Annotated in this window: 19 protein-coding genes; 5 read left to right on the top strand and 14 right to left on the bottom strand. The window is 69.7% G+C overall.

Going from position 1 to position 24,094, the window contains the following annotated elements; translation table 11 throughout:
• Window positions 1–41 precede the first annotated feature (41 nt).
• Window positions 42–554: a cyclic pyranopterin monophosphate synthase MoaC gene (gene moaC / locus CCZ27_RS03715; protein WP_096445640.1), complete on the top strand. Its 513-nt coding sequence runs from the start codon at window positions 42–44 to the stop codon at window positions 552–554.
• A gap of 69 nt (window positions 555–623) precedes the next feature.
• Here the strand turns inward: moaC and CCZ27_RS03710 are convergent, their stop codons facing one another.
• The 11 genes from CCZ27_RS03710 to CCZ27_RS03655 form a co-directional block, all read right to left on the bottom strand.
• Window positions 624–1,358 carry a class II aldolase/adducin family protein gene (locus tag CCZ27_RS03710; RefSeq protein ID WP_198363253.1) on the bottom strand — a complete coding sequence of 245 codons (735 nt, stop codon included), beginning with the start codon at window positions 1,356–1,358 and terminating at the stop codon, window positions 624–626.
• A gap of 224 nt (window positions 1,359–1,582) precedes the next feature.
• Window positions 1,583–2,740 carry an LLM class flavin-dependent oxidoreductase gene (locus CCZ27_RS03700; protein WP_096445635.1) on the bottom strand — a complete coding sequence of 386 codons (1,158 nt, stop codon included), beginning with the start codon at window positions 2,738–2,740 and terminating at the stop codon, window positions 1,583–1,585.
• A gap of 29 nt (window positions 2,741–2,769) precedes the next feature.
• Entirely contained in the window at window positions 2,770–3,846 is a 1,077-nt protein-coding gene (locus CCZ27_RS03695; RefSeq protein ID WP_096445632.1) for an LLM class flavin-dependent oxidoreductase, read from the bottom strand.
• 348 nt (window positions 3,847–4,194) lie between these two features.
• Window positions 4,195–6,039, bottom strand: coding sequence for an ABC transporter ATP-binding protein (locus tag CCZ27_RS03690; protein WP_096445629.1), 1,845 nt, complete (start codon window positions 6,037–6,039; stop codon window positions 4,195–4,197).
• On the bottom strand, window positions 6,032–7,825 hold the full coding sequence (locus CCZ27_RS03685) for an ABC transporter ATP-binding protein (protein WP_096445627.1): 1,794 nt from the start codon (window positions 7,823–7,825) through the stop codon (window positions 6,032–6,034). The genes CCZ27_RS03690 and CCZ27_RS03685 overlap by 8 nt, the downstream gene beginning before the upstream one ends.
• A 393-nt stretch (window positions 7,826–8,218) precedes the next feature.
• Complete coding sequence (locus tag CCZ27_RS03680; RefSeq protein ID WP_096445623.1) at window positions 8,219–9,250, bottom strand: ABC transporter substrate-binding protein; 1,032 nt, start codon at window positions 9,248–9,250, stop codon at window positions 8,219–8,221.
• 58 nt (window positions 9,251–9,308) lie between these two features.
• On the bottom strand, window positions 9,309–10,139 hold the full coding sequence (locus CCZ27_RS03675; RefSeq protein WP_232516553.1) for an ABC transporter ATP-binding protein: 831 nt from the start codon (window positions 10,137–10,139) through the stop codon (window positions 9,309–9,311).
• Window positions 10,140–10,181: 42 nt separating this feature from the next.
• The gene (locus CCZ27_RS03670; protein ID WP_096445620.1) at window positions 10,182–10,961 is read right to left on the bottom strand and encodes an ABC transporter permease; all 780 of its coding nucleotides are present in this window, start codon (window positions 10,959–10,961) and stop codon (window positions 10,182–10,184) included.
• 10 nt (window positions 10,962–10,971) lie between these two features.
• Entirely contained in the window at window positions 10,972–11,748 is a 777-nt protein-coding gene (locus CCZ27_RS03665) for an ABC transporter permease (protein ID WP_096452129.1), read from the bottom strand.
• 7 nt (window positions 11,749–11,755) lie between these two features.
• On the bottom strand, window positions 11,756–12,850 hold the full coding sequence (locus tag CCZ27_RS03660; protein WP_096445618.1) for an ABC transporter substrate-binding protein: 1,095 nt from the start codon (window positions 12,848–12,850) through the stop codon (window positions 11,756–11,758).
• 22 nt (window positions 12,851–12,872) lie between these two features.
• Complete coding sequence (locus CCZ27_RS03655) at window positions 12,873–13,433, bottom strand: NAD(P)H-dependent oxidoreductase (protein WP_096445615.1); 561 nt, start codon at window positions 13,431–13,433, stop codon at window positions 12,873–12,875.
• On the opposite strand from CCZ27_RS03655, the gene CCZ27_RS23265 reads away from it, so the two are divergent.
• From CCZ27_RS23265 to CCZ27_RS03645, 3 genes are all read left to right on the top strand, one after another.
• Complete coding sequence (locus tag CCZ27_RS23265) at window positions 13,432–13,683, top strand: hypothetical protein (protein WP_157748432.1); 252 nt, start codon at window positions 13,432–13,434, stop codon at window positions 13,681–13,683. The genes CCZ27_RS03655 and CCZ27_RS23265 overlap by 2 nt on opposite strands.
• Before the next feature lie 369 nt (window positions 13,684–14,052).
• Window positions 14,053–15,159 carry a sigma-54 interaction domain-containing protein gene (locus CCZ27_RS24520; protein WP_096445611.1) on the top strand — a complete coding sequence of 369 codons (1,107 nt, stop codon included), beginning with the start codon at window positions 14,053–14,055 and terminating at the stop codon, window positions 15,157–15,159.
• Between the two features lie 221 nt (window positions 15,160–15,380).
• Window positions 15,381–16,427, top strand: a complete 1,047-nt coding sequence (locus CCZ27_RS03645) for an ABC transporter substrate-binding protein (protein WP_096445608.1) — start codon at window positions 15,381–15,383, stop codon at window positions 16,425–16,427.
• A gap of 119 nt (window positions 16,428–16,546) precedes the next feature.
• Here the strand turns inward: CCZ27_RS03645 and CCZ27_RS03640 are convergent, their stop codons facing one another.
• The 3 genes from CCZ27_RS03640 to CCZ27_RS03630 form a co-directional block, all read right to left on the bottom strand.
• On the bottom strand, window positions 16,547–18,367 hold the full coding sequence (locus CCZ27_RS03640; protein ID WP_096445606.1) for an ABC transporter ATP-binding protein: 1,821 nt from the start codon (window positions 18,365–18,367) through the stop codon (window positions 16,547–16,549).
• A complete protein-coding gene (locus tag CCZ27_RS03635; protein WP_096445603.1) occupies window positions 18,364–20,268 on the bottom strand; it encodes an ABC transporter ATP-binding protein in 1,905 nt (634 codons plus the stop codon). The genes CCZ27_RS03640 and CCZ27_RS03635 overlap by 4 nt, the downstream gene beginning before the upstream one ends.
• Before the next feature lie 286 nt (window positions 20,269–20,554).
• A complete protein-coding gene (locus tag CCZ27_RS03630) occupies window positions 20,555–22,933 on the bottom strand; it encodes a TonB-dependent receptor (protein ID WP_157748430.1) in 2,379 nt (792 codons plus the stop codon).
• A 539-nt stretch (window positions 22,934–23,472) separates the two neighbouring features.
• Between CCZ27_RS03630 and CCZ27_RS03625 the strand changes: the two genes are divergently transcribed.
• A complete protein-coding gene (locus CCZ27_RS03625) occupies window positions 23,473–24,075 on the top strand; it encodes a nitroreductase family protein (protein WP_096452127.1) in 603 nt (200 codons plus the stop codon).
• Window positions 24,076–24,094: the final 19 nt, after the last annotated feature.

The raw sequence follows: 24,094 nt of genomic DNA, 5'->3' as shown, positions 1-24,094 counted from the left end.
CCTTCCGCCCGCGCCTTCGCCACGACCGACGCGACGCCGCCATGAGCCAGACCACGCCGACCACCCTCACCCACTTCGACGCCGCAGGCCAGGCCCACATGGTCGATGTCGGCGGCAAGGCCGAGACGCGGCGCGTCGCCGTGGCCACCGGCCGCATCCTGATGCAGCCGGGCACCTTCGACATGATCCGCACCGGCGGCGCGAAGAAGGGCGACGTCATCGGCATCGCCCGCATCGCCGCCATCCAGGGCTCCAAGCGCACGAGCGAACTGATCCCGCTCTGCCACCCCGTCGCGCTGACCCGCGTCGCCGCCGAGTTCGAACTGGACGCCGCCGCCTACGCGGTGCGCTGCACCGTCACCGCCGAAACGGTGGGCCGCACCGGCGTCGAGATGGAAGCCCTCACCGCCGTCGGCGTCGCGCTGCTCACCATCTACGACATGTGCAAGGCGGTCGATCGCGGCATGCGCATCGAGGGCGTGCAACTGCTCGAGAAGCAGGGCGGCAAGTCCGGGCACTGGGTAGCGGGCGCGGACGGCAGGCCGGCCGCCTGACGGCGCGGGCCGGAAAGCCCGCCGCCCCGCCCGGCCCGCCGGCGGCGCCGGAGCGCCGCGGCATCGCGGTCAAAGATCGGTCGGCGGCACCAGGCCGAGTTCCCGCCCCTTGTCGAACAGTCCGGTCATCTTCCAGTTCTGGCGCAGCACGCCGGCGCCGTAGTAGCGCGGCCCGCCCACCGCCTCGGCCAGCAACTGCAGTTGCGCCGCCTCTTCCAGCAGGATGATGGTGTCGGTCAGTTCGCGGATGCCACCCTTGCCCCACACCGTTCCGCCGCCGTTGGCCTCGACGATGGCCACGTTGTTCGGGTCCTCGCCGATCTTCTCGATGATGAAATCCACCTCCGGCTGGCGCCGGTCGATATAGACCGGGATCTCGCGCAGCAGGTGATGGCGCTGGAAGGCGACGTAGGTGATCGGCAGGGTGCGGTGCGTCTGCGCCCAGGCGGCGACATGGGTGGTATGGACGTGCGAGATGACGTTCACGTCCGGATGTGCCGCGAACAGCTTGGCGTAGCGGTTGCCGCCGCCGGCCTCGCCCGAGATGCTGCGGCCGTCGAGCCCGATCACTGCCGGCTCGATCGCCTCGCCGCGATGCCACGGCCCCGGATCGTTCGCCACCACCAGCTTGTCGTCGCCCGGCACGCGAACGACGAAACCCACCGTGCCGAAGGCGGTGGTCGTGCGCGTTTCGCGCAGTACGCGGAAAGCCTTCTCGGCGTCCCGTCCGACCTGTGCGACGAAGGTGCCGAGGTCGGGAGAAAGTTGCTTGTCGGTATGGCCCATGTTCGTTCCTTTGTTCATTGCCGGAAATGTCCGGCGCGTTCAGGCACCCCGTGCCCGCGCCGCCGGCGGGCCGTCTTTGCGGACCGGGGTGCCGGTCTCGTGGTCGTCGTGGTGGCGCGAAGGCGCCCGCGGCGCCTCCTGCGCGGTCGAAATGCGGATGCCGCGCGCGGGGAATTCCCCGGCGACCGGACAGCGGGTGAGCCGGATCTCCCGGAGCGGATGCCGGCCCATGCCCGCGCCCCTCAGCCGACCGCCCGCAGCGCCGGCGCGCCCGCCCTGCCGCGGACCAGCGGCAGCACTTCCTCGCCGACCCGGTAGGCTTCTTCCAGGTGCGGCGTGCCCGCCAGGATGAAGGCGTCGGCGCCGAGCCGGACCAGTTCGTCCAGCCGCTCGGCGACCTGCTCGTAGCTGCCGACGATGCCCTGGGTCTGGCCGCCGCGCAGCAGGTTGAAGCCGGACCACACGTTGGGCTCGATGATCAGGTCCTTGTAGCTGTTGATCGTGGTCGGCCGCAGCGCCTGCTGGCGGCGTGCCCCGACCGATTCGCTGCCCTCGTTGCGGCGCGCGTGGGCGGCGAGCACCGCCGGATCGATGTTCTCGAAGCCGCGCTCCACCTCGTTCCACGCTTCCTTCTCGGTCGGCCTGGCGACGATGTCCACCCGGATCGCGCACTTGATCTTGCGGCCGAGCGCGTCGGTGCGCTCCTTGACGCGGGCGAACTTGTCGCGCAACTGGGCGAAGGGTTCGAGCCAGGTCAGATAGTAGTCGGCGTGCTTGGACGCGGACGCGAGCGCCGCATCCGACGAGCCGGAGAAGTAGATCTCCGGGAATTCCTCGCGCGACAGCGGATCGGCCAGGCCGGCGTCCTCCACCTGGTAGAAGCGGCCGTGGTAGGAGAACGGGCCGCCGCGCCAGACGCCGCGCAGGATGTCGAGGAATTCGGTCGTGCGGCCGTAGCGGTCGTCGTGGCCCACCGGATCGCCCCACCACAACTGCTGCGGACCGCCGCCGCCGGTGATGATGTTGTAGAGCGCGCGGCCGCCGGTCGCCCGCTGCAGGCTGGCGGTGGCGCGCGCGGCCACCACCGGGTTCAGGAAACCCGGCTGGAACGGGATCATGAAGCGGAAGGTCCTGGTCTCGCGCGCCAGGACGGACGAGATGACCCAGGGCTCGTCGGTCATCGGGAAGGACGGGATGAGGCCGCCCTGGAAGCCGGCGATCTCGGCCGCACGGGCGATCTCGGCGAGGTAGTCGGCGTAGGTGAAGCCGTCGTCGCCGGAAAGGCCGGCCTGCCGGCGGCTGTCGTCGCCCGGGAACCAGTCGCCGCGGAAGGGCTTGCGGCTGCGGTGCGAACTCGGTTCGCCGTGAGTGGGAATGCGCCAGAAGATGTCGATGGTCATGCTGCTGCTCCGGAAAGGATGCGGCGCGATCAGGCCGCCAGGCGATTGGAAGAAGCCGTCAGGGCGCGGACCTGCGGCAGGAGGTATTCGCCGGCGCGGTAGGCTTCCTCGAAGTGCGGGGAAGCCGCCAGCACGAAGCTGCCGATGCCGGCCTCGGCGTATTCCGCCAGGCGCCGGGCGACCTGGGCGTAGTCGCCGACCAGGGCGGCGGCCGCGCCGGTGCGCTCGGTGGCAAAGCCCTCCCAGAAGTTCGGCGCGACGAGCGGATCGCGGAAGCGGGCGGGCAGGCGGGACTGTTCCCATTCCCGCTGGGCGTCGAAGAAGGCTTCCTTCTCGGTCTCGCGCGCCAGCACGTCGATGCGCAGGCCGAAGGACAGTTCGCGCCCCGCGGCACGCGCGGCTTCGCGCAGGGCGCCGATCTCGGCCGCGAGTTCCTCGAGCGGACGGGCATCGAACACATGCACGTCGGCGTGCTTCGCCGCAGCCTCGTAGGCTTCCGGATGGTTGCCCGACAGATAGACCTGCGGCACCGGCCGGTTGGCCAGCGGCCCCTGGAAACCGCCGTCCAGCACCTCGAAGAAGCGGCCCTTGAAGCTGTACGGATGCTGGGTCAGCACGCCGCGGGCGACGGTGATGAACTCTTCGATGCGCGGATAGACGTCGGCATCGGCGACGAAATCGCCGTAGCGCCTGCGCTCGCGCTCGCCGCCGCCGGCATGGAGCTGCCAGGCGAAGCGGCCGCCGGTGAAGCGCTGGTAGCTCACCGCGTTCTTGGCGGCATACACCGCCGAACCGCGCGAGGCGGCGAATTCGGTCAACAGCTTCAGGCGGCGGGTGCTGCGGGCGACGTAGCCGGCGACGATCCACGATTCGTCGCCGACCGGATCGTCGGGGATCTGGATGCCGTCGAAACCGGCCAGTTCGGCCGCGCGCGCCACCTGGTGGAGATAGTCGAAGTAGTTGAAGCGGTCGCCGCGCGGATCGCTGACCCCCGCCGTGAACGGCGACCGCGCGCCGGCGCTGCGCTCGCCGCGGCGCGTCCTTGCCGCGTTGCCGAACCGGCTGTCACCGCTCACCGGCAGGCGCCAGATAAACTCGATTGCCATGGATCGAACTCCTGTATGAATGGATGGGCCCGCAGTGCGGTCGTTGTCGTCGTGGTGCAGCCTCGGCCGTCGGGGCGGCGCCGGCCCCGCCGGGGCCGGTTGCCGTCCCGATTCACAGGGCATGTTCCGTGCCACCACGGCCGGGAGCCGGAAGGGTCACGAAAACGCTTATGAATCAATCGACTGGGAAAACAGCCCCGCCGCACCGGGCCGGCCGTCGCCGCCCCGGCTGGGGAAGGTTCAACAGGTCGCGGCCGACCTGTTGAGATATCAGCATGTGGCCGCGGGCCGGGATGTGCAGAGGTACGCGGGCCGGCACTGCACCGGGCAGGCCCGCCCGGCGATGCGTCAGGCCGGCACGGCGCCGGTGGAGGCTTCCTCGTAGGCGCGGTAGAGCGCCGCATAGGCGCCGCCGGCCTCGATCAGCCCGCGGTGGTGGCCGAGTTCCACCAGTTGGCCGTGGCGGATCACCGCGATCCGGTCGGCATCGCGGATGGTCGCCAGGCGGTGGGCGATGATGATGGCGGTCCGCCCCTCGCACAGCCGCCGCAGCGCGCGCTGGATGCGGCGCTCGGTATGGATGTCCACCGCCGAGGTGGCCTCGTCCAGCACCAGCACCGCCGGGTTGCCGAGATAGGCCCGCACCAGGCACACCAGTTGGCGCTGCCCCTGGCTCAGGTGGCTGCCCAGCGGCCCGACCTGGGTGTGGTAGCCGAGCGGCAGACCTTCCAGCACCTCGTCGGCGCCGAGTTCGCGCGCCGCGGCGACGAGCGCCTCGTCGGTGGCATCGGGCGCCGCCAGCCGCAGGTTCTCGAGGACGGAGCCGGAGAACAGCACGTTGTCCTGCAGCACGACGCCGATGTGGCGGCGCAGGTTGTCCTGGGCGATCGCGCGCACGTCGTGCCCGTCCAGGCTGACGTACCCGTCGCTGGCCTCGTAGAAGCGGGTCAGCAGTTGCACCAGCGTGCTCTTGCCGTGCCCGGTGGGGCCGACGATGGCCAGCACCTGCCCGGCGGGCACGTGCAGGCTGAGGCCGCGGATCACCGGTTGCAGCCCGTGCGGGTCGTAGGCGAAGCGGACGTTGCTGAACGCCACGTCGCCGCGCACCGCCTCCAGGCGGACCGCGGATTCGGCATCGCGGATCTCCGGTTCGGTATCGAGCAGCAGGAAGATGCGCTGGGCCGACGCCGCGCCGGTGGTGTAGCGCTCGAAGAGGTCGCTCAGCTCCTGCAGCGGACCGAGGAAGAGGAAGACGTAGAACAGGCTCTGCGCCAGTTGCCCGAAGCTGATCTCGCCCAGCGCGATGCCGCGCCCGCCCGAGATCAGCAGCACTGCCATGCCGGCCGTGCCGAGGACGGCGGTGAAGGGCAGGAACCAGGACGAGGTGATGTTGCCGCGGATCAGCGAGTGGTTGAAGTCGAACAGCAGCTCGCGGTAGCGCTGCCGGTTGGCCTCTTCCTGCACCGTCTGCTTGATGACCCGCACCCCGGCCACCGTTTCGACCAGGTGGGCGGTGAAGCGCGCCCGCGCCTCGGCCACCCGTGCCCAGTTGTGCTGGGAAATGCGCTTGAACAGCCAGGTCGCGGCGCCGAGGATGGGGACGATGGCGACCAGGCTGAGGAAGAGCGACGGCGAGATCCCCCACAGCAGCACGCCGGCCACCACGCAGCGCAGCAGCGCCGACAGCAGTTCGGGCGGCCCCTGGATGATGAGCGGCTCCAGCATGTCCACGTCGCGGTCGGCGCGGGAGATGATGCGGCCCGCCTTGGTCTGGTCGAAGTAGCGCACGCTGAGCGACTGCAGGTGGCTGAAGACCCGCATGCGCAGCGTGTTGAGGATGGTGATCGCCGCCGAGCCGGCGAGGTACTGCGACAGCCCGGACAGCAGGAAGCGCGCCGCCCAGGTGGCGATCAGCCCGCTCACCATCAGCAGCACGATGGCCTGGTCGACGACCCACCCCTGCCCTTCGCGCACCAGCCCGTGGTCGATCACCTGGGCGATGAACCACGGCCGCAGGAAGATCGCTGCCACCAGCAGGCATTCCAGCGCGATCACCAGCCCGATGCGCCCGCGCACCGGCTGCAGCAGCGGCAGCAGCCGCCCGAACATGCTGCGGTCGAGCGCCTTCTTCGCCAGCGCCTGCTCGAGTTCGATGTCGGAAAGCGGCCGCTGGCCGCGCGAGACGTCAGCCATGGTCCACCCCCAGCAGGTCGCGATAGGCCGGCAGCGCGGCCGCCAGTTCCTCGTGGCTGCCATCGGCGGCGATGCGTCCGCCGGCCAGCATCAGCACGCGGTCGGCCAGCAGCACGGTCGACAGCTTGGAGGCGATCAGCAGCACCGTCGGCCGCGCTTCGCCGCGCGCCTCGCCCAGCCTGCGCACATTGCCCAGCACCGTGCGCTCGGTCACCGCGTCGAGCGCGCTGGTGGCATCGTCCAGCACCAGCAGCCCCGGCCGGGCGAGCAGCGCCCGCGCCAGGCACAGGCGCTGGCGCTGGCCGCCCGACAGGGTGATGCCGCGGTCGCCGAGGCGGGCATCGAAACCTTCGCGCAGGCCGTCGACGACCTCCTCGGCGCAGGCCAGCCGCAGCGCGGCACGCAGTTCGTCCTCGCTCGCGTCCGGCGCCGCCTGGCGCAGGTTGGCGGCGACCGAATCGGAAAAGAGGAAGGATTCCTGCGGCACGACGTGCACCTGCCGCCGCAGCGCGCCCAGGTCGAGTTCGCGCACGTCGCGCCAGCCCCGGGCGTCCGTGCCGATCTCCACCGCGCCGCGGTCGGCGTCGAACAGGCGCGGCAGCAGGCCGGCCAGCGTGCTCTTGCCGGAGCCGGTGGCCCCGACCAATGCCACTACTTCTCCCGGACGGATCTGCAGCGAGCAGTCCTGGAGGATGCTGTTGCTGCCGCCCGGCGCCGCCACCTGCACGTCGCGCAGGCGCACGCCCAGCGCGCCCGCCGGCGGATGCGCGCCGCCACCGGCGATGCGCGGCCGCTCGTCCAGCAGTTCCCAGATGCGCTGGGCCGACGAGCGCGCGTCGGCGAACACCTGCATCACCCGGCCGATGCCCTCGACGCGGAACACCAGCGTGTTGGCGAGCAGCAGCGCCGCCACCAGTTCGCCGAGGTTGAGCCGCCCGGCCGCCACCAGTTGTGCGCCGAAGCCGAGGATCCAGACGTGGCCGAGCGCGATCACCATCTGGGGGATCGGGATGCTGCGGCAGGAATAGGCCAGCGCCGCCTTCGCCTGCCCGGCGAAATGCAGCACGTGCGTGTTGAAGCGTTCGATGCGCCGCGGTTCCAGCGCGAACGCCTTGATCACCCGCACGCCGTTCACCCCCTCCGAGAGGTCCTGGTTCACCGCGTCGTAGGCCGCGCCGGTGGCGCGGTCCAGGGCCACCAGGCGGTCGGTCTGGCGCACGAAGATCGCCAGGCCGGTGAGGGTGAGCAGCAGCGGCACCAGCCCCAGCCAGGGGTCGTACCACACCAGCAGCCCGACCGCGGCGATCACCACCAGCCCGGTTTCGAACACCTGGCGCCAGAAGTTGATGAGGGCGTCGCGCACCTTGTCGGCGTCGCGCGTGGTGCGGGTCACCAGTTCGCCGACGCCGTGTTGCCAGTGATAGGCCAGGTCCAGCCGCTGGACCTGGACGAGGATGCGCTCGCGCAGGTTGAAGAGCAGCGACTGCCCGATGATCAGTGCCGACACGCCCGCGAGGTACTGCACCACGCCGCGCCCCAGCGCCACGGCGACGAGGACCAGCAGCCAGTGCCACGCCACGCCGAAATCCAGCCCGCCATCGGGCAGGCGGACCACCGCCGCCCCGCGCTCGACGTCGTGCACCGCGCGGCCGATCAGCCACTGCTGGTACACCAGGCTGAGGTTGAGGATGACGAAAAGGAGCGAGGTCAGCAGGAAGCGCCAGGGCGTGGCGCGGTAGAGCGCGAGGCAGCGCAGCAGCGGAAAGGCGGAATTCCGGGCACTCATCGCCGGCCCCCGGACAGACCACGCGAACGGACATCAAGCTTCATCGGAGCTGTTTCCACACGTAGAAGGAAAGGAATCGGGCGGACCGCATGCGGAACATCCGCCGCCGCGCGACGCCCGCCTGCACGGCGCAGGCGCGGACACGAAGCGGCATGCACGGCCATCCGTCGCCCGGATGGGCGGGAGCGGGCCCGCACCGGCTGCGGCGCGTGCGCCGCACGCGGTCCGGCATGCGGGCCATCCCGGGCTCACTCGACAGCAGCAAGCGTGCCAGCCCGCGCGAGGGCCAAACCCCAATGCCGTCGGCCGGATACCGCGGCAACGGCGGCCGCGCTTGCTGACTATCCAGCAAGCGGGGAAACAGCTACTGATTAATCAACACGACCGCCCGCATCAAGCCTCGCAGGGCAGGACGAAGGTCCGGCACTGCTCCAGCGGCTGCGGGTCGATCCAGCCCCAGATGTCGAAGTCGCTCTTCAGGAAGCCCCATTCCAGCAGGAACTTCTTGTAGGCTTCGAGGCCGGCGATCGCGGCATCGTCCAGGTTGGTGTTGAGGCGGCGGAACACGTCGCAGCCGTAAGCCTGCCGCACCCAGAAGTCGTTGCTGCGCGTTTCGCGGGCGACGTAGGCCACCGCCTCGGCAGGATGCGCCCTGGCCCAGGCGCCGACCGCCACCACGCGTGCCAGGAAGCGCGCCGCGATGTCCGGGCGCTGGTCCAGCAGCGCCTGGTCCACCGTCAGCGGCCGCGGCGCGGCGTTGTTGCTCCGGACCAGCGGATCGGGATGGTCGCGCAGGTCGGCGATCACCCGCAGCCTGAGCTGGCGCGCAAGCTGCAGGCCGGCCGCCCCCTTCAGGTAGATCGCGTCCACCTCGCGCCGGATCAGGGCGTGGATCGAAGTGGCGAAACACTCGGCGGGCGCCTCCGGCCGCAGCGGCAGGGCCGCGCCGCCGCCCGGCGGCTCGGGCTGGACCTCCGGCAGGTCGATGAACTCCACGTCCTTGTACGTCAGCCCGCCCAGCTCCAGCGCGACGATGAAGGTGCGCAGGGCGCCGGCACGGGCCGAATCGATCATCTTGCCGCGGCTGGGCAGCGCCAGCCGCCGTCCGTTGAGTTCGCGCGGGTGGCGGATGCCGGAATCCGGCAGCGTCGCGACGAGTTGCGATTCGTCGATCCAGTTCAGCCCGATCACCCGCGTCCGGCTGCCCTGCGACCGCGCCCAGATCGCCGGCGCGTTGCCGCCCTGCCGGAAGGAATTGGGCACGTGGTGGTCGTAGTAGGAATCCCATTGCGATGGGTCGGCCCCATCTTCGAGGGCACGCACCGACAGCCCGTCGGCCTCGAATTCGTCGCGGATCCAGCCGAGCTGCACGGCAAGGCCGAGCGGCGTCGGTACATGGACCCGTCCGTACCAGATTGTCTCCATCGTTCTCACTCCGCGCGCACGGCCCTGGCAGGCCATGCCGGTCCAATACGTGGGTTCGTCAGTCGCGGCCGTCCGGGCCGGAAGGCGCGACGGTCAGTTCGTCCAGGATTTCGTCCTTCAAGGCATGCAGGACCCGGGACGCGCGGTCGCGCGGATGGGGCAGCGGCACCTGCACGCGGCGGCGGATGCGCCCCGGGCGGGCATCCATCACGATGACCTCGTCGCCGAGGTAGAGCGCTTCTTCCACGTCGTGCGTGACCATGATCATCGTACTCCGGTGCTGCATCCAGATCCGTTGCAGCTCCCGCTGCAGGCGCACCCGCGTCAGCGCGTCCAGCGCGCCGAGCGGCTCGTCGAGGAGCAGGATCTTGGGCTCGTTCACCAGTGCGCGGGCGATCGCGGCGCGCTGCGCCATGCCGCCGGAGAGCTGGTGCGGATACACCCGCGCGAAGCCGGTCAGGTTCACCAGCGCGATGTGCTCGGCCACGCGGCGCGCCTTCTCGTCCGGCGGCAGGTCGAGCGCGGCCAGCGCCAGCCCGATGTTCTCCTCCACCGTCAGCCACGGAAACAGGCGGTGGTCCTGGAAGACGATGCCGCGATCGAGCGAGGTCGAGGTGATCCGCCGGCCGTCGAGCACGATGTCGCCGGCGTAGCCGTCGTCCAGGCCCACGACCAGCCTGAGCAGGGTGGACTTCCCGCAGCCGCTCGGCCCGACGATGCTGACGAAGCGCCCCGGGGCGATATCGATGTCGATGCCGTCGAGCACCTTCACCGCCTGCCCGCCGATGCGGTAGCTCTTCGACAATCCGCGGATCTGCAGCGCCCCCGCGGGGACGGCATCCGCCATCGCGTCGAACATCCCGGCAGCGATCCCGGCCCTGGCATTCATTCCGATCCTTCCTCCCTCTCCGATTCAAACGATGCCGGCCGCTCAGCGCACGCTGCGCCAGCGCAGCAGGTAGCGGCCCAGCAGGGCGAAGCCCAGGTGCATCCCGTAGCCCACCACGCCGATGCCGGCCACGCAGATCACCACCACGTCCATGCGCGAGGCGGCCTGCGCGGTCTGCATCAGTCCGCCCAGCCCCGGGCCGGTGGCGAACAGCAGCTCGCTGCCGACCGTCGCGATCCAACTGAACGCCAGCCCGTGCATCACGCCGGTCAGCACCGACGGCAGCGCCCCCGGCAGCAGCACGTAGCGCAGGCGCTGCAGGCGGCCGAAACGCAGCACCGCGCCGACTTCGAGATAGCGCTGCTCGATGCTGCGCACGCCCTCGTAGGTGTTGAGCACCAGCGGATGGAAGGCGGCCAGGCAGACGATGAGCAGGCGCGGGAAGTCGCCGTTGCCGAACCACAGCCCGATCAGCGGCAGCCATCCCAGGATCGGCACCTGGCGCAGCGCATGGAACAGCGGCCCGATCAGGGCATCGGCCAGGCGCGAGGCGCCCATCAGGCCGCCGACGGCGATCCCGGCGAGGCCGCCGAGCAGCAGGCCGCTCGCCGCCGTCTGCAGCGTGGCGAGCAGGTTGAGCAGCAGAGTGCCGCTGGCCAGCAGTTCGAGCAGGCTGCCGAAGATCTCCCGCACCGGCACGAAGGCATAGGACTGCACCTTGCCCTGGCGCGACACCAGTTCCCACAACGCGATGCAGGCCAGCGGCAGGATCGCGCCCTGCAGGAAGCGCGAGCGCAAGAGCGGCTCCAGCCATGCCTTCATCCCGGCCTCCTCAACACCGGCGCCAGCGCACCAGCCGCGCCTCGAGCACCCTGAAACCGCGATCCAGCGCAAAGCCGATCACCCCGGTGAGCATGACGCCGACCATCACCACGTCGATCCGGAACATCTGCCTGCCCATCTCCATCATCTGGCCGATGCCGCTGTCGGCGGCCAGCAGTTCCGCCACCACCAGCACCATCCACGACCGCCCGAGCCCGAGCCGCAGGCCGGTGAGCACCGGCGGGACGGTCGCCGGCAGCACGATGCGGCGCAGCATCGCCGGCAAGGGCAGGCGATACACCTTCGCCACCTCGAGATGGCTGCGCGGAATGCCCCGCACCGCATCGTAGGCCGCCAGCGCGACGGGAAAGAACGCCGCCTTGGCGACGATGACGATCTTGAAGGTCTCCTCGATGCCGAACGCCAGGATCAGCATCGGGATGAACGCCACCGACGGCACCTGCCGCAGCACGTTGAAGAGCGGCGAGCAGATATTCTCCGCCGTCCGCGACAGGCCCATCAGCACGCCGAAGGCCAGCCCCAGCGCGGAACCCGCCAGGAAGCCGGCCAGCAGGCGATGGAGGCTGGCCTGCAGATGGGACTGCAGCTCGCCGTCGTCGACCAGTCCCATGAAGGCATCGGCCACGGTGCCCGGCGACACCAGCAACTGCTCCGGGAACAGCCCCGCGCGGCAGGCCCATTCCCAGGACAGCAGCAACAGCAGCGGCGAAACGCAGGTCAGTGCGCGTTCGCGCCAGCCGCGGAGGCGGGAATCGACGAAGCTCACGGCCACCTCAGCGGCCGGCCCGCGGGGCGGCCGGCGGCGCGCCCCAGTAGGACTCGAGCTGCAATTCCTTCAGCGCGGCGCGGACGAAGCGCGCATCGAACAGGCGGTCGGTGTCGGGCGCCTTGCGGATCAGCCGGGCGTCGAGCGCATAGCCGGCGACGTGGCGGTAATGGTCGGCCAGCGCGGCGTCGAAGGCCGGCTCCCAGCGCGCCTTCCAGCCCACGGAGTCGTCGGCGTACTCCTGGCGCAGCGTGCTTTCCGGATGCCCCGAGGCTGCCGACAGCCGGATGAACTCGGCGGCGTTCTCGTCGCGCGAGATCCAGTGCGCGGCCCGCACATAGGCATTCGCCACGACCTGCGCGATCTCCGGATGGCGTTCGACGAAATCCTTCGCCCCCCAGAGTTCAGCCCGCATCTTCCAGCCCTGGTCCGGCAGCTTGGTGGACCAGATGATCCTGCCCAGGCCGCGGTCCGCGAGCAGGAAGGCGTCCGACAGGGCCACGAAGGCATCGACGTTCCCCGCCGCCAGCGCGGCTGCGCCCGCCTGCGGATTGAGGTTGGCGATCTTGAAGTCGGACAGCTTGAGCCCGTTGGCCTCGAGCAGCCGGGTGAAGCTGAACTCCCACGGCCGCCCGCGGTGCAGCGCGATGCGCTTGCCCTTGAGGTCGCGGATGGAAGTCGCGGCCGAGCCCTCCGGCACCACCAGGTAGACGTTGTTGCCCTTGCCGCCGGGCACGATCAGGCGCGTCTCCACGCCGTTGCTGTTGAGGATGACGGAAGGCAGGTCGCCGTAGGCCGCGAAGTCGATGCTGCGGTTGGCGAACGCCTCGTTGACGCTGGCCCCCACCGACTGCACCGGCACCGGCACCCATTCGAGACGGATGCCGAGCTTCTGCAGGTCCTTTTCCAGCCAGCCGCGGCCGGCGATGACCGCCGCCGCGCCGTTGTACGCGGTCCTGCCCTCGTTCGGATAGGCCACGGTCGCGATCCTGACCACCTCCACCCGCTCGCCGGCGGCCTGCGCCGCCTTCAGCGGCAGCCACAGGGCCAGCACCGCGCCCGCCCAGGCCACGGCACGCCGCGGCAGCATACGATTCATCATCGGCAGACGGCTCCCCGCATCCTCAGCGCGCCGCCCCGAGGGCGCCCGCCAGTTGCAGCGCCTGCGCGGCGGCCAGCCCGATCGCCTCGGCCGCCTGGCCGCTCTCGAGCACGTAGCCGCTGCCGTCGGCGAGCTTGGAGAAGTCCGCATCCTTCAGGTAGATCCCTTCCGGCACCACGTGCAGGCCGAAGAAGGCCGCCAGCGGACGCAGTTCGTGTTCCACCGCCAGGGCGTGGCGCTCGCTGCCGCCGGTCGCGGCCAGCACCGCCACCTTGCCCTTGAGTTCCTTCGGATCGACCAGGTCGAGGAAGTGCTTCAGCAGGCCGGTGTAGGAAGCCTTGTAGACCGGGGTGGCGATGACGATCACGTCCGCCGCGAACAGGGTGCGATAGGCCGCCGCGACCGGCTCGGGCAACTTCCTGGGATCGAGCGCATGGCCGAGGTCGCCGGCGAGATCGGCGATGTTGATCAGGTGCGTGGCGCCGGCGCCCTGTCTGCGCGCCGCATCCAGGACGGCTTCGACCAGGGTCGTGGTGCGCGAGGGATGCGTCAGGCTGCCGGAAAGGCCAACGACAGTGCTCATGATGACTCCTGAAGTGGATGTGAATCGGAAAGGGACGGAAATCCGTCCGGGAGCGCATGTTGCCGATGCGACGCCATCGACGCCGATTGCGGCCGTGAATCGCGCCTGCCGTCATTTCGGCCCGCAATCCGTACGGCATCGGATCGGAATCATTGAGCACGACTCGTGCCATGGGGCCGCCATATTCAAAACAGGCACTTGCGGCACATCGCATCCGCCGCTGCTGTTTATTGAACAGATCGCCTGTTGATATACGAGCAGTTCAATTCTGCGCAAGACGTAATTGCAGCAAGAGAATCGGCACGCCCGGCGCCAAAGGCACGTCCGGCGCGGCAAGGGAATTGCGTCTTTCCGATTCCGGCGAATTCCCGCAATTGAAAGGGCACGGGAAACGGGCCGGAAACGGATAGGCCGGATACCCCGGCAATTCGGAAAATGCATTGCATCCACGCGGCCGGATCGAATTGCAGTGCTCCCGAATTCATATCCTTAGATCAACTTCTGCATGCAGCGGCCGGAATCGCCGACGTATAGTCGACCCACACTCGACCCTGGCGCCTTGCCCCAAAAGGGCGGTTTCACCGGGTCGGCGCATACAGCCAGCCCGGATGCCCTGCTCATGAGCCCACTACGCCACCCATCCCTGGTACTCACTTCCGCTCCCGACTCCACGGTTGCCGAGCAGGACGACGTCCTCACCTTTCGCGCCCCGGAATCCCTGGCACTGTCCATCCGGGCGAAGGCGCTGGTCTTCGAGGACCCCAAGTCGCGCATCCTGCTCGCACGCCTGGAGAAGCTCGCGCCCACCTCGGCCAGCATCCTGGTGAGGGGCGCCACCGGCACCGGCAAGGAACTGATCGCCCGCTTCATCCACAGCCGCAGTCCGCGCGCCGCCAGGCCCTTCCTGGCGGTGAATTGCGGCGCCTTCTCCGAGCACCTGATCGAAAGCGAGCTGTTCGGCCACGAACGCGGCGCCTTCACCGGCGCGGCCACCGCCAAGGCGGGCTGGTTCGAGGCGGCCAACGGCGGCACCCTCTTCCTCGACGAAATCGGCGACCTGCCGCTGGCGCAGCAGGTCAAGCTGCTGCGGGTGCTGCAGGAACGCGAAGTGGTGCGCCTGGGCGCGCGGCGCCCCATCCCGATCGACGTCCGCCTGGTCGCCGCGACCAACGTGGATCTGGAAGAAGCGGTCGCCGCCGGACGCTTCCGCGAAGACCTGTATTACCGCCTGAAGGTCGCCATGCTCTTCCTGCCGCCGCTGCGCGAGCGGCCGGCGGACATCCCCCGCCTGCTCGAACACTTCGTCGGCTACTACGCCCAGCGCCTCGGCGCGGGCCCTGCCGCCATCTCGCCGGCCGCGCGCGAACTGCTGATGCGCTACCCCTGGCCGGGCAACATCCGCGAACTGGAAAACGCGGTGCACCACGCGATGGTGGTCTGCCACGGCAACGTGCTGCAGCCGGACGATTTCGCCCTGTCGCCGCTGCAGCCGCCCAACCTGCCGAGCGACGGTGCGGGCAAGACCAGCCTGGAACTGGCCCTGCGCGACATCTTCGCCGGCAACCATCCTGAACACCTCAGCGCCGACGACTACATCGAAGAGACGATCATGCGGACCGCGTTCGCATGGTGCGACAGCAACCAGTCGGCCACCGCCCGGCTGCTGGGCATCACCCGCAACGTGGTGCGGACCCGCCTGCAGCGCTTCAGCCTCATCGACGACTGAGCGCGGCGATCGCGGCGGAATCAGCAACACGCTGCTGCAATGACAACAGGCCGTCCGGATCATGAAAACATCTTCAATGGAATCAATGCGATAGACCCTGGAACGGTTCCTGCTGGGAGATGACGGGGCGCGGGCACGGCATGCGGAAGGGTTCCGCAGCCGCCGGCGAGCCGGCCCCAACGGCGCATTCCCCGCGCCTTTTCCCGACAGGAGACCTTTCGATGAGCAAACCTTTGGACACCCTGTGGTACACCCGCTGCCCCGTTCCCACCGGCCTGGGCATCGCGGTGCAGAAGGGGTGGCTGGAAGAGAGTTTCACCTCGCAATGCACCCGCATCCAGTCGCTGCGCGAATCCAACGACCGCGCGGTGCGCGAGTCGCACTTCGACCACACCCTGACCAATTCGGTACGGCACGGCGGCAACATCCCGGCGATCTGGGCCCGCGCCTCCGGCCGGGAGACCCGCGTCATCGGCCTGTCGTGGGCCGACGAGACGCAGTTGATCCTGGCCCTGCCCGGCTCCGGCATCGAGACCGTCAAGGACCTCAAGGGCCGCAGGTTCGGCCTGCCGCGCTGGGACAACGTGCAGATCGACTTCAGCCGTGCCCAGGCCCTGCGCGGCCTCGAGAACGCACTCAAGCTCGAGGGCCTGCAGGTGTCGGACGTCGAACTGGTGGACTACGCCATCGGCGGCGGCCATAGCGACGCGCCGGCGCGCAGCGCAGGCGGCAGCTACGTGTTCGGCGGCCGCGGCGGCGGACGCAACGCCGAACTGGTCGGCCTGCTGCGGGGCGAGGTGGATGCGATCTTCCTCAAGGGCGCGAGCGCGGCCCACGCGGCAAACCAGTTCGGCCTGGCCAGGGTGATCGACGTCGGCGCCCATCCCGAGCCGCTGATCCGCGCCAACAACGGCACGCCGCGCACGCTGACGGTGGACCTCAACCTGCTGGAAAACCACTTCGACTCCGCGACGCGCATCGTCGAGCAGGTGCTGCGCGCCGAAGCCTGGGCGCATTCCCATCCGGAAGACACCCGCCGCTTCCTCGCCCGCGAGACCAACAGCAGCGAGTACTGGGTGTCGGTGGCCTACGGCGAGAACGCCCACGAGCGCCTGCGCACCGACCTGGCCGAAGGCTCGATCGCCGCCCTGCAGGACTTCACCGATTTCCTGCACCGCTGGGCCTTCATCCCCGCCACCTTCGACGTGCGGGAATGGATCGACGTCCGCCCCTACGAGAACGCGCTGCGCAGCCAGGCCGCCGCTTGAGTGCTCCCGCCCGCCCGGAGCGGGCGCGCGGCACCTTCTCCCCGGGGAGGGTGTCGCGCAGCGGCGGGAGGGTGGTCCGGTGCATGCCGCGGCATGCACCGGCCAGGCCATGCGCGCCCTCAGGCCGTGCCGGCCACGTCGTCGAAGGAGCCCTGCCCGCTGGCGTGCAGCCGATGGTAGAGGCCGCGGCGGGCGAGCAGCCGGGCATGGCTGCCCTGCTCCACGATGCGTCCCCGGTCGAGCACGACGATCAGGTCGGCGTCCCGTATGGTCGCCAGCCGGTGCGCGATCACCAGGCAGGTCCGCCCCGCGAGCAGCACCTTGAGCGCGCGCTGTATCGCCTGCTCGGTGAAGCTGTCGATGTTGGCGGTGGCTTCGTCGAGGATGAGGATGCGCGGCTGCGCCAGCAGCGCGCGGGCAAAGCTGATCAACTGGCGCTGCCCGACCGACAGGTTGCGCCCGCGCTGGCCCAGCATCGTGTCGTAGCCCTCGGGCAGGCCGAGGATGAAGTCGTGGGCGTGCACCGCCTTCGCCGCGGCGATCACCTCCTCCCGGCCGGCGTGGGGCACGGCATAGCGGATGTTGTCGAGGATGGAGCCGGAGAACAGGAAAGGCTCCTGCAGCACCATCGCGACGTTCGCGCCCAGCGTGTCCTGCGCCAGGTCGCGCACGTCGTGGCCGCCGACCCGCACGCTGCCGGACCACACGTCGTAGAAGCGGCGCACCAGCGCGGTGATGCTCGTCTTGCCCGAGCCGGTCGGGCCCACCAGCGCCACCGTGGTGTAGGGCGCCACCTCCAGGCAGAGATCGTGCAGCACCGGCAGGCCGGGCCGGTAGCCGAAATCGACGTGGTCGAAGACGATGGACGGCGGCTCGTCGCGCAGGCGGATCGCATCGGGCCGGTCGGAGATCGTCACCGGCAGGTCGAGCACCTCGAAGATGCGCTGCGCCGCGATCGCCGCGCGCTGCATGGTGGTGTATTGCATCGACAGGGTGCGGATCGGATCGAAGAAGCGCTGGGTATAGAAGATGTACGCCACCAGCACCCCCACGCCCAGGCCGCCCGCCACGACCTGGCTGCCGCCCGCCAGCACGACGATCGCCAGCGCCACCCCGGTCAGCAGGTCCACCACCGGCACCATGGCCTGCGACGCCCGCGCCGAGCCCACCTGCGCCTCGAGGTTGTCCCGCGCCCGCTCGGCGTAGCGCTCGAAGTTGTGCGCCTCGCGGCGACTCTCCTGCACCGTGCGGATGCCGCCGATGTTCTCCGCCAGCGCCGCATTCACGCTCGACGACGCCTCCCGCGCGCGCCGGAAGCGGCGCTCCGCCCACGGCATCCAGATCACCCGCAGCACGATCAGCGCCGGGATCACCGCCAGGGTCATCAGGCCCAGCCTGAGGTCGATGGACAGCAGCACGACGACGATGCCCGCCAGCAGCACCAGGTCGCCGAGCGCCGACACCGAGCTTTCGAGGAATTCCTGCAGGGTGCCGACGTCGCTCTGCAGCCGCGCCATCAGGCGGCCGACCTGGGTCTGGTCGAGCAGCGCCAGCGACACGTCCTGCAGATGGGCGTACATCGCTCGGCGCAGGTCGAAGATCACCCGCTGGGCAAGGCGCGAAGCCAGCCATTCGTGCAGGAACTGTAGCACCGCGTAGAGCGCCGCCAGCACGCCGAAGACCACCATCACCGCGCCGAAGTCGTGGGCCGAGCGGCCGAGCGCGCCGTCGACCGCATGCCGCACGGTGTAGGGCACCGCGACCTGCACCGCGGTGAACAGCAGCACCGAGGCCAGGGTCGCCGCGAGCATCGCCGCGTGGGGCCGCACGAAGCGCCACAGGCGGTGGGCGATGCGGCTGTCGAAGCGCTCGAAGATCTCCTCGCCGTGCTCGGCCGCGCCGGCGATGCGCGCCGGCGCCACGTCGTGCCGCGGCCTCATGGCGCCACCTCCTCGGGCTGCGGCCGGGCATGGCCGGCCGCGCCGCCGCCGTCGCGTTCGCCTTCGCACTGCAGGCGCCACAGCGCCGCGTAGCGCCCGCCCCGCGCCAGCAGGGCCGCATGGCTGCCTTCCTCGACGATGCGCCCGGCGTCGAGCACGATGATGCGGTCGGCATCGCGCAGCGCGCCCAGCCGATGGGCGACGATCAGCGTCGTGATGCCGCGCAGCGCTCCGCGCAGGGCCTCGTGCACCTGGCGCTCGGTACTGGCGTCGATCGCCGCGGTGGCGTCGTCGAGCACGATCAGCGCCGGCCGGGGGATCAGGCCGCGCGCGATCGACAGGCGCTGCCGCTGCCCGCCCGACAGCGACACCCCGCGTTCGCCTACGCGGGTGGCATAGCCCTCCGGCAGGCCGGCGACGTGGGCGTGGATCTGCGCCACCCCGGCAGCCGCATGCACCGCATCGTCGGCCACGCCGGGCTCGGCATAGGCGACGTTGTCGCGCACCGACGCGTCGAACAGGAAGCTCTCCTGCTGCACCAGCCGCACCGCGCGGCGCAGCGAGGCCAGGGTGACGGTCCGCAGGTCCTGCCCGTCCAGCGTGATGCGGCCTGCGTCGGGATCGTAGAAGCGCGCCACCAGGTTCACCAGGGTGGACTTGCCGCTGCCCGGCGGCCCGACGATGCCGAGCCGTTCGCCGGCGCGAACCTCGAAGCTGACGTCCGACAGCGCCTTGCGCCCGCCCGGCCGGTAGGCGAAATCGACGCGCTCGAAGCGCAGCACGCCCGCCCCGGGCTGCAGGTCGCGCGCCTCCGGCGCATCGGCGACGTCGTCGCGGGCATCGAGCACCTCGAACAGCCGTCCGCCGGCCGAGGTCGCACGCGCGCTGGCGTTGACGATCATCCCGACCTGGCGCACCGGCTGCTGCAGCACCGCCATGAACACCAGCAGTTCGGTCAGCATGCCCACCGTCAGCGTGCCGCCGGCGATGCGCCAGCCGCCGACGCCCAGCACCAGCCCCATCGCGACGTGGTAGGCCAGGGTCATCAGGCTCATCGATCGCATGCGCACCGTGAAGCGATGGTCGGACACGCGCAGCGCCGCATCGGCCACGCGGTCGAAGCGCGCGAGTTCGTGTTTTCGCGCCGCGAAGGCACGCACCACCCGCATGCCCTGCAGGTTCTCTTCCATGCTCAGGGTGAGGTCGGACATCAACTGCTGCAGGCGCGTCCAGGTCTGGCGCAGGACGTAGCCCATGCGCGCCGCGCGCACCACGACGAAGGGCACGAAGCTCAGCGACAGCGCCCCCAGCAGCAGGTCGGCCTGCAGCACCCGCCAGGCGCCGACCGACAGCAGCAGGGCGAGCGCGAGCACCCGCAGCACGGCCGATTCGATGAAGCCGCGCACGCCTTCGAGATCCAGCATGCCGCGCGCGATCAGGTCGCCGGAGTGATTGCGGTCATGGAAGCGGAAGCCGAGCTGCTGCAGCTTGTCGAAGAAGGCCAGGCGCAGGTCGTAGCCGACGCGCTGGGCGATGGATTCGCCCAGGTAGCCCTGCAGGCCGGTGAATATCCCGCGCAGCGTGCAGGTGCCGACGATCAGCAGCGCCGCCGACAGCAGCGCCGACTGCACCTCGTCGCCGCCGGGATCGGCGGCCAGCAGGCGGAAGACCTCGTCCACCGCCTGGCCGAGCAGGCGCGGCGTGATGAGGCTGAACACCGCCGCGCCGAGCGCGGCGCCGGCGGCGAGCGCGCAGCGCCAGCGGTACTTGAGCGCGAGCCGGACGAGGCGCGGCAGCACCCGCGGCATCGCACGCAGGTCGACCGCGGCGCTCGCCTGCGCGACGGGGTCGTCCGACGGCGCGGCCTGCGAGGCAGGGGGTACGGAAGAACGCTTGCTCATTGAAGAGAAGATGGCTGCACGGGGATTCGGTTCCTGTCCGGCATCGCGGAGCGCGACCGGCGGGCTATAGCAAATCCCGCGCCCGCCCCGCGTCTGTCCGTATCCCCTTGTTTTTTCGTGGCCCCGTGCGGCGGGCTGCTGAATCATGCACACATCGCCTGTTGCCGAAACAACAGGACGCGGCCGCCGCCTTGCGGTGCGGGCACGCAGCCCAAGGCGTCCGGACGCGAAATCGGGGCGTGCGGACAACGCGGCCGCACGCCCCGGCGAGAACGTCAGGCCCCGGTCAGAACTTCACCGTCGCCTGCAACCCCCAGGTCCGCGGCGCATCGAAGCTCGCCGGGTAGGAACGGGTGTTCGGGTTGTAGATCTGGCGCAGGAAGGCGTGGTCGACGTCGGTCACGTTGTTCACGAAGGCGGTGAGCTGCCATGCCCGGTTCGGCGCCTGCCAGGTCGCGCGGACGTTGCCCTTCCAGTAGCCCGGCAGTTCCTGCACCGGATCGTCCTGCACCGTGGCGTTGAAGTAGATCTTGCTGCGGTAGGTCCAGTCGGTGCCGAGGATCAGCCTGCCGCTGGCGAAGCGGAAGGTGTAGTCGGTGTCCAGGCGGAAGCTGGTGCGCGGCGTGCGGTAGAACTCGTTGCCGCTGGCGTCGAAGGGGCCGCCGCTGCCGATGTTGTACGTGAAGTTCTTGTACTCCGAGCGCAGCAGGCCGAGGCTGGCGGCGACGTGCCAGTCGCGCGTCGCCTGGGCATCGACGGAAAGCTCGAAGCCGGTCACCGTACCGTCGGACGAGCCGGCCGCGCTGGTCGTGTAGGTATTGGTGCTGGTGTTCAGGTACGCACGCTGGATGTTGAGCTGCAGGTCCTTGATGTCGTAGTGGTATAGCGCACCATTGGCGACGAGGCGCCCGTCCAGCCAGCTCGTCTTGAGGCCCAGTTCATAGTCGATGAGCCGTTCCGGGCTGGTCTCGATGATCTGGCCGTTGCTGATCGACTGGTTGAAGCCGCCCGAGCGGAAGCCGGTGGCGATCCGCGCGTAGCCCAGGACGTTGTCGGAGAAGCGGTACTGCGGCGTGACGTCCCAGGTGAACCTGTGGTTCTCCTGCTTGGCGGAAAGGCTGAGCGGCGCCACGCCGGCGACCCCGGAGCCGGTCACGCCGCCCGGCAGGAACCAGCCGTTCTGGTTGACGAAGTTGACGATGTTGGCATTGCCGGCGGTGTCGGTCGCCGTCAGCGAGGTCAGCGTGATCTCCTTGGTTTCCCGGGTGTATCGCGCGCCGACGCCGAGCGACACCTTGTCGGTGAACTTGTAGTTCACGTTGCCGAACAGCGCGGCGCTGGTCGAGAACTGGTCCAGCGAGGATTCGGAATACTGCTCGCGGGTGGTGCCGGACTGGAAGCGCGCGGAACGGCTGCCGGTATCGATCTGCAGGCGGTAGTAGTAGGCGCCCACCAGCCAGCTCAGGTCCCGGTCCTTCGGCGACGTCAGGCGCAGTTCCTGGGTGAATTGCCGCGACGAGCCGTCGCCCCTGGAACTGGTCCGGTTCAGCGTGGTGTCCAGCGGTACGCCGACGAGGCTCAGCGACTTGTCGTCGCTCAGGTTGAGCGCGGTGATCGAGGTCAGGGTGTAGTCGCCGAGCTGCCAGTTGATCCTCGCGCTCAGGCTGTCGCGCTTGCTGCGGTTGTAGTCCTCGCCGCCGAAGAAGTCGCTCTTGGGGCCGGGGTCGTCGCCATAGGGCGGGACGTAGGAACCGCCGCCCTGGGTCAGCGCGCCGCCCGGGGCGGTCAGCGTCACGTCGCTGCCGGGATTGGGCAGGCCGCCGACCGCGTAGCTGGGCACGTTGTTGGTCTCGACGTTGCGCGTGGTCCACGAGAACAGCGCATCGACGTTGTCGTTGAAGCGCGCGAGCACCTGGAAGCGCCCATTCACGTCGTCGAGCCGCGGGCCCTTCTCGTCGAGCAGGATGTTCTTCGCCCAGCCGTCGCGCTTTTCGACATACACCGACGCCCGCCCGGCCAGCACGTCCTCCCGGATCGCGCCGCCGAAGGCCGCCTCGGCGATCCGGCTGCCGTAGCTGCCGACGCCGAGCTTGGCATAGCCGTCGGTCCTGAAGCCCGGCTGCTTGGAAATGAAGTGGATCGCGCCGCCGGTATTGTTCTTGCCCCACAGCGTGCCTTGCGGCCCCTGGAGCACCTCGACGCGGTCCAGGTCGAACAGGGGAAAACTCTGCAGGCTCTGGTAGCCGACCACCACTTCGTCGACATAGATCGCGAGCGGACCTTCGTGGTTGGAATTGGGGTCGTTGGTGCCGATGCCGCGGAGGAACCACCGCGGCTTGCCGGTACGGCTGGTCGCCCCCTGCGCCGACAGGCCCGGCGCCAGGCGCTCGACGTCGGTCGAGGCGCTGATCTGCTTGTCGCGGATCGCGTCGCCGCCGACCACGTTGATCGGGATGGGCACGTCCTGGAGCAGCTCCTCGCGCTTCTGCGCGGTGACCTTCACCACGCTCAGCCCCACCTCCTCGTAATCGGACCCCGCGCCGGCTGCCGCAGCGGCACCGGGCGCGGCATCCTGGGCGACGGCGTGAGCGGCGGCCGAGCACAGCGCCAAAGCGGAAAATACGCGCTTCAGCTCCCCGGCCAGCGCTTTCTCCTTGAATTTCATACGGGACTCTCCTTTGCTTGTCATGAATCGGGATCTGGAATCGCGACGCTGCTGTCGGATAACCAGCAGGCACCGCGGAATTCGATGAAAAACGAGCCGGAAACAAGAATTCACCAATTCCGATTCAGCAAGCTCCATACCAACCCGATACGATCCTCCCCATTTTCTTTGCCGATTCCCGATTCGCGGGGAATTGCCACCCCGCTCCGCCGTTTTTTCCGGAATTGCCGATAAGCTTATCGGCGACATGAAAAAGCCGCGGATGCCACTGCTGTTTTCAATACATCGGATCGTGGATATTTCAACAACCGCGAGAAACGGCCGCCATCGCCGGCATGCTGTGGATTTCCGGACAGGCATGGCTCCAAATCACCAGCCTGCGCAATATCGCCCGCTTACGGCCGCGCCGGATCGGCGGGCAATCGCCCGCAGGCGCGGACGATACCGGCTGGCATGGGGCCTGCTACTTCCATCCGGCCGGGGAATCGCCGCAATCGCGCGGTTGCCCGCGCAATCGTCGAACAGCCATGGAACCCCTCATGACAAACAAGCACGAGCGACTTTCCTCCTTCGGAATCGATCCGATATTCACCGCGCGCTGGTCGCCGCGCGCCTTTACCGGCGAAACGATCGGGGAATCCGAATTGCTGGGATTGTTCGAAGCTGCGCGCTGGGCGCCGTCGAGCAATAATTCCCAACCCTGGCGATATGTCTATGCGCGCAGGGACTCGGCCGCCTGGCCGGGCTTTCTCGACCTGCTCGCGGAAAGAAACCGGCTGTGGGCGCAACAGGCCGCGGCACTGGTGGTGCTGGTCACGAAGACCACCCACCGGCGCCAGGCCAGGGACGACCCCAAGCCGCTGCGCACCCATGCGCTGGATGCCGGCGCCTCATGGGCCAGCCTCGCCTTCCAGGCGGTGCATGCCGGCTGGCGGACGCGCGCGATCGGCGGCTTCGACCGCGACCGGGCGCGCGAGGTGCTGGGCGTGCCGGCCGGTTTCGAGGTCCAGATCGCGATCGCCATCGGCCGCCAGGCCGAGGCCGCCACCCTGCCGGACGATTTCCGCGAACAGGAGCGCCCCAACCAGCGCCTGCCGCTGGAGCGCATCGTCGCCGAGGGCCGCTTCAGCTTCACCGAGTGAGCCGCGCGGGCCCGCCCGC

The organism is Thauera sp. K11 (genome assembly GCF_002354895.1).
Lineage (GTDB): Bacteria > Pseudomonadota > Gammaproteobacteria > Burkholderiales > Rhodocyclaceae > Thauera > Thauera sinica.
The sequence above is the reverse complement of the archived record's forward strand: the minus strand, read 5'-3'. Positions and strand labels throughout refer to the sequence as shown.

Coding starts and splice junctions, on each gene's coding strand:
- CCZ27_RS03660 (WP_096445618.1), bottom strand. CDS start 12,850: ATGATGAATCGTATGCTGCCGCGGCGTGCCGTGGCCTGGGCGGGCGCG.
- CCZ27_RS03625 (WP_096452127.1), top strand. CDS start 23,473: ATGACAAACAAGCACGAGCGACTTTCCTCCTTCGGAATCGATCCGATA.
- CCZ27_RS03680 (WP_096445623.1), bottom strand. CDS start 9,250: ATGGAGACAATCTGGTACGGACGGGTCCATGTACCGACGCCGCTCGGC.
- CCZ27_RS03640 (WP_096445606.1), bottom strand. CDS start 18,367: ATGAGGCCGCGGCACGACGTGGCGCCGGCGCGCATCGCCGGCGCGGCC.
- moaC (WP_096445640.1), top strand. CDS start 42: ATGAGCCAGACCACGCCGACCACCCTCACCCACTTCGACGCCGCAGGC.
- CCZ27_RS23265 (WP_157748432.1), top strand. CDS start 13,432: ATGATGACTCCTGAAGTGGATGTGAATCGGAAAGGGACGGAAATCCGT.
- CCZ27_RS03630 (WP_157748430.1), bottom strand. CDS start 22,933: ATGAAATTCAAGGAGAAAGCGCTGGCCGGGGAGCTGAAGCGCGTATTT.
- CCZ27_RS03655 (WP_096445615.1), bottom strand. CDS start 13,433: ATGAGCACTGTCGTTGGCCTTTCCGGCAGCCTGACGCATCCCTCGCGC.
- CCZ27_RS03685 (WP_096445627.1), bottom strand. CDS start 7,825: ATGAGTGCCCGGAATTCCGCCTTTCCGCTGCTGCGCTGCCTCGCGCTC.
- CCZ27_RS03690 (WP_096445629.1), bottom strand. CDS start 6,039: ATGGCTGACGTCTCGCGCGGCCAGCGGCCGCTTTCCGACATCGAACTC.
- CCZ27_RS03700 (WP_096445635.1), bottom strand. CDS start 2,740: ATGACCATCGACATCTTCTGGCGCATTCCCACTCACGGCGAACCGAGT.
- CCZ27_RS03695 (WP_096445632.1), bottom strand. CDS start 3,846: ATGGCAATCGAGTTTATCTGGCGCCTGCCGGTGAGCGGTGACAGCCGG.
- CCZ27_RS03645 (WP_096445608.1), top strand. CDS start 15,381: ATGAGCAAACCTTTGGACACCCTGTGGTACACCCGCTGCCCCGTTCCC.
- CCZ27_RS03710 (WP_198363253.1), bottom strand. CDS start 1,358: ATGAACAAAGGAACGAACATGGGCCATACCGACAAGCAACTTTCTCCC.
- CCZ27_RS03635 (WP_096445603.1), bottom strand. CDS start 20,268: ATGAGCAAGCGTTCTTCCGTACCCCCTGCCTCGCAGGCCGCGCCGTCG.
- CCZ27_RS03675 (WP_232516553.1), bottom strand. CDS start 10,139: ATGAATGCCAGGGCCGGGATCGCTGCCGGGATGTTCGACGCGATGGCG.
- CCZ27_RS03670 (WP_096445620.1), bottom strand. CDS start 10,961: ATGAAGGCATGGCTGGAGCCGCTCTTGCGCTCGCGCTTCCTGCAGGGC.
- CCZ27_RS24520 (WP_096445611.1), top strand. CDS start 14,053: ATGAGCCCACTACGCCACCCATCCCTGGTACTCACTTCCGCTCCCGAC.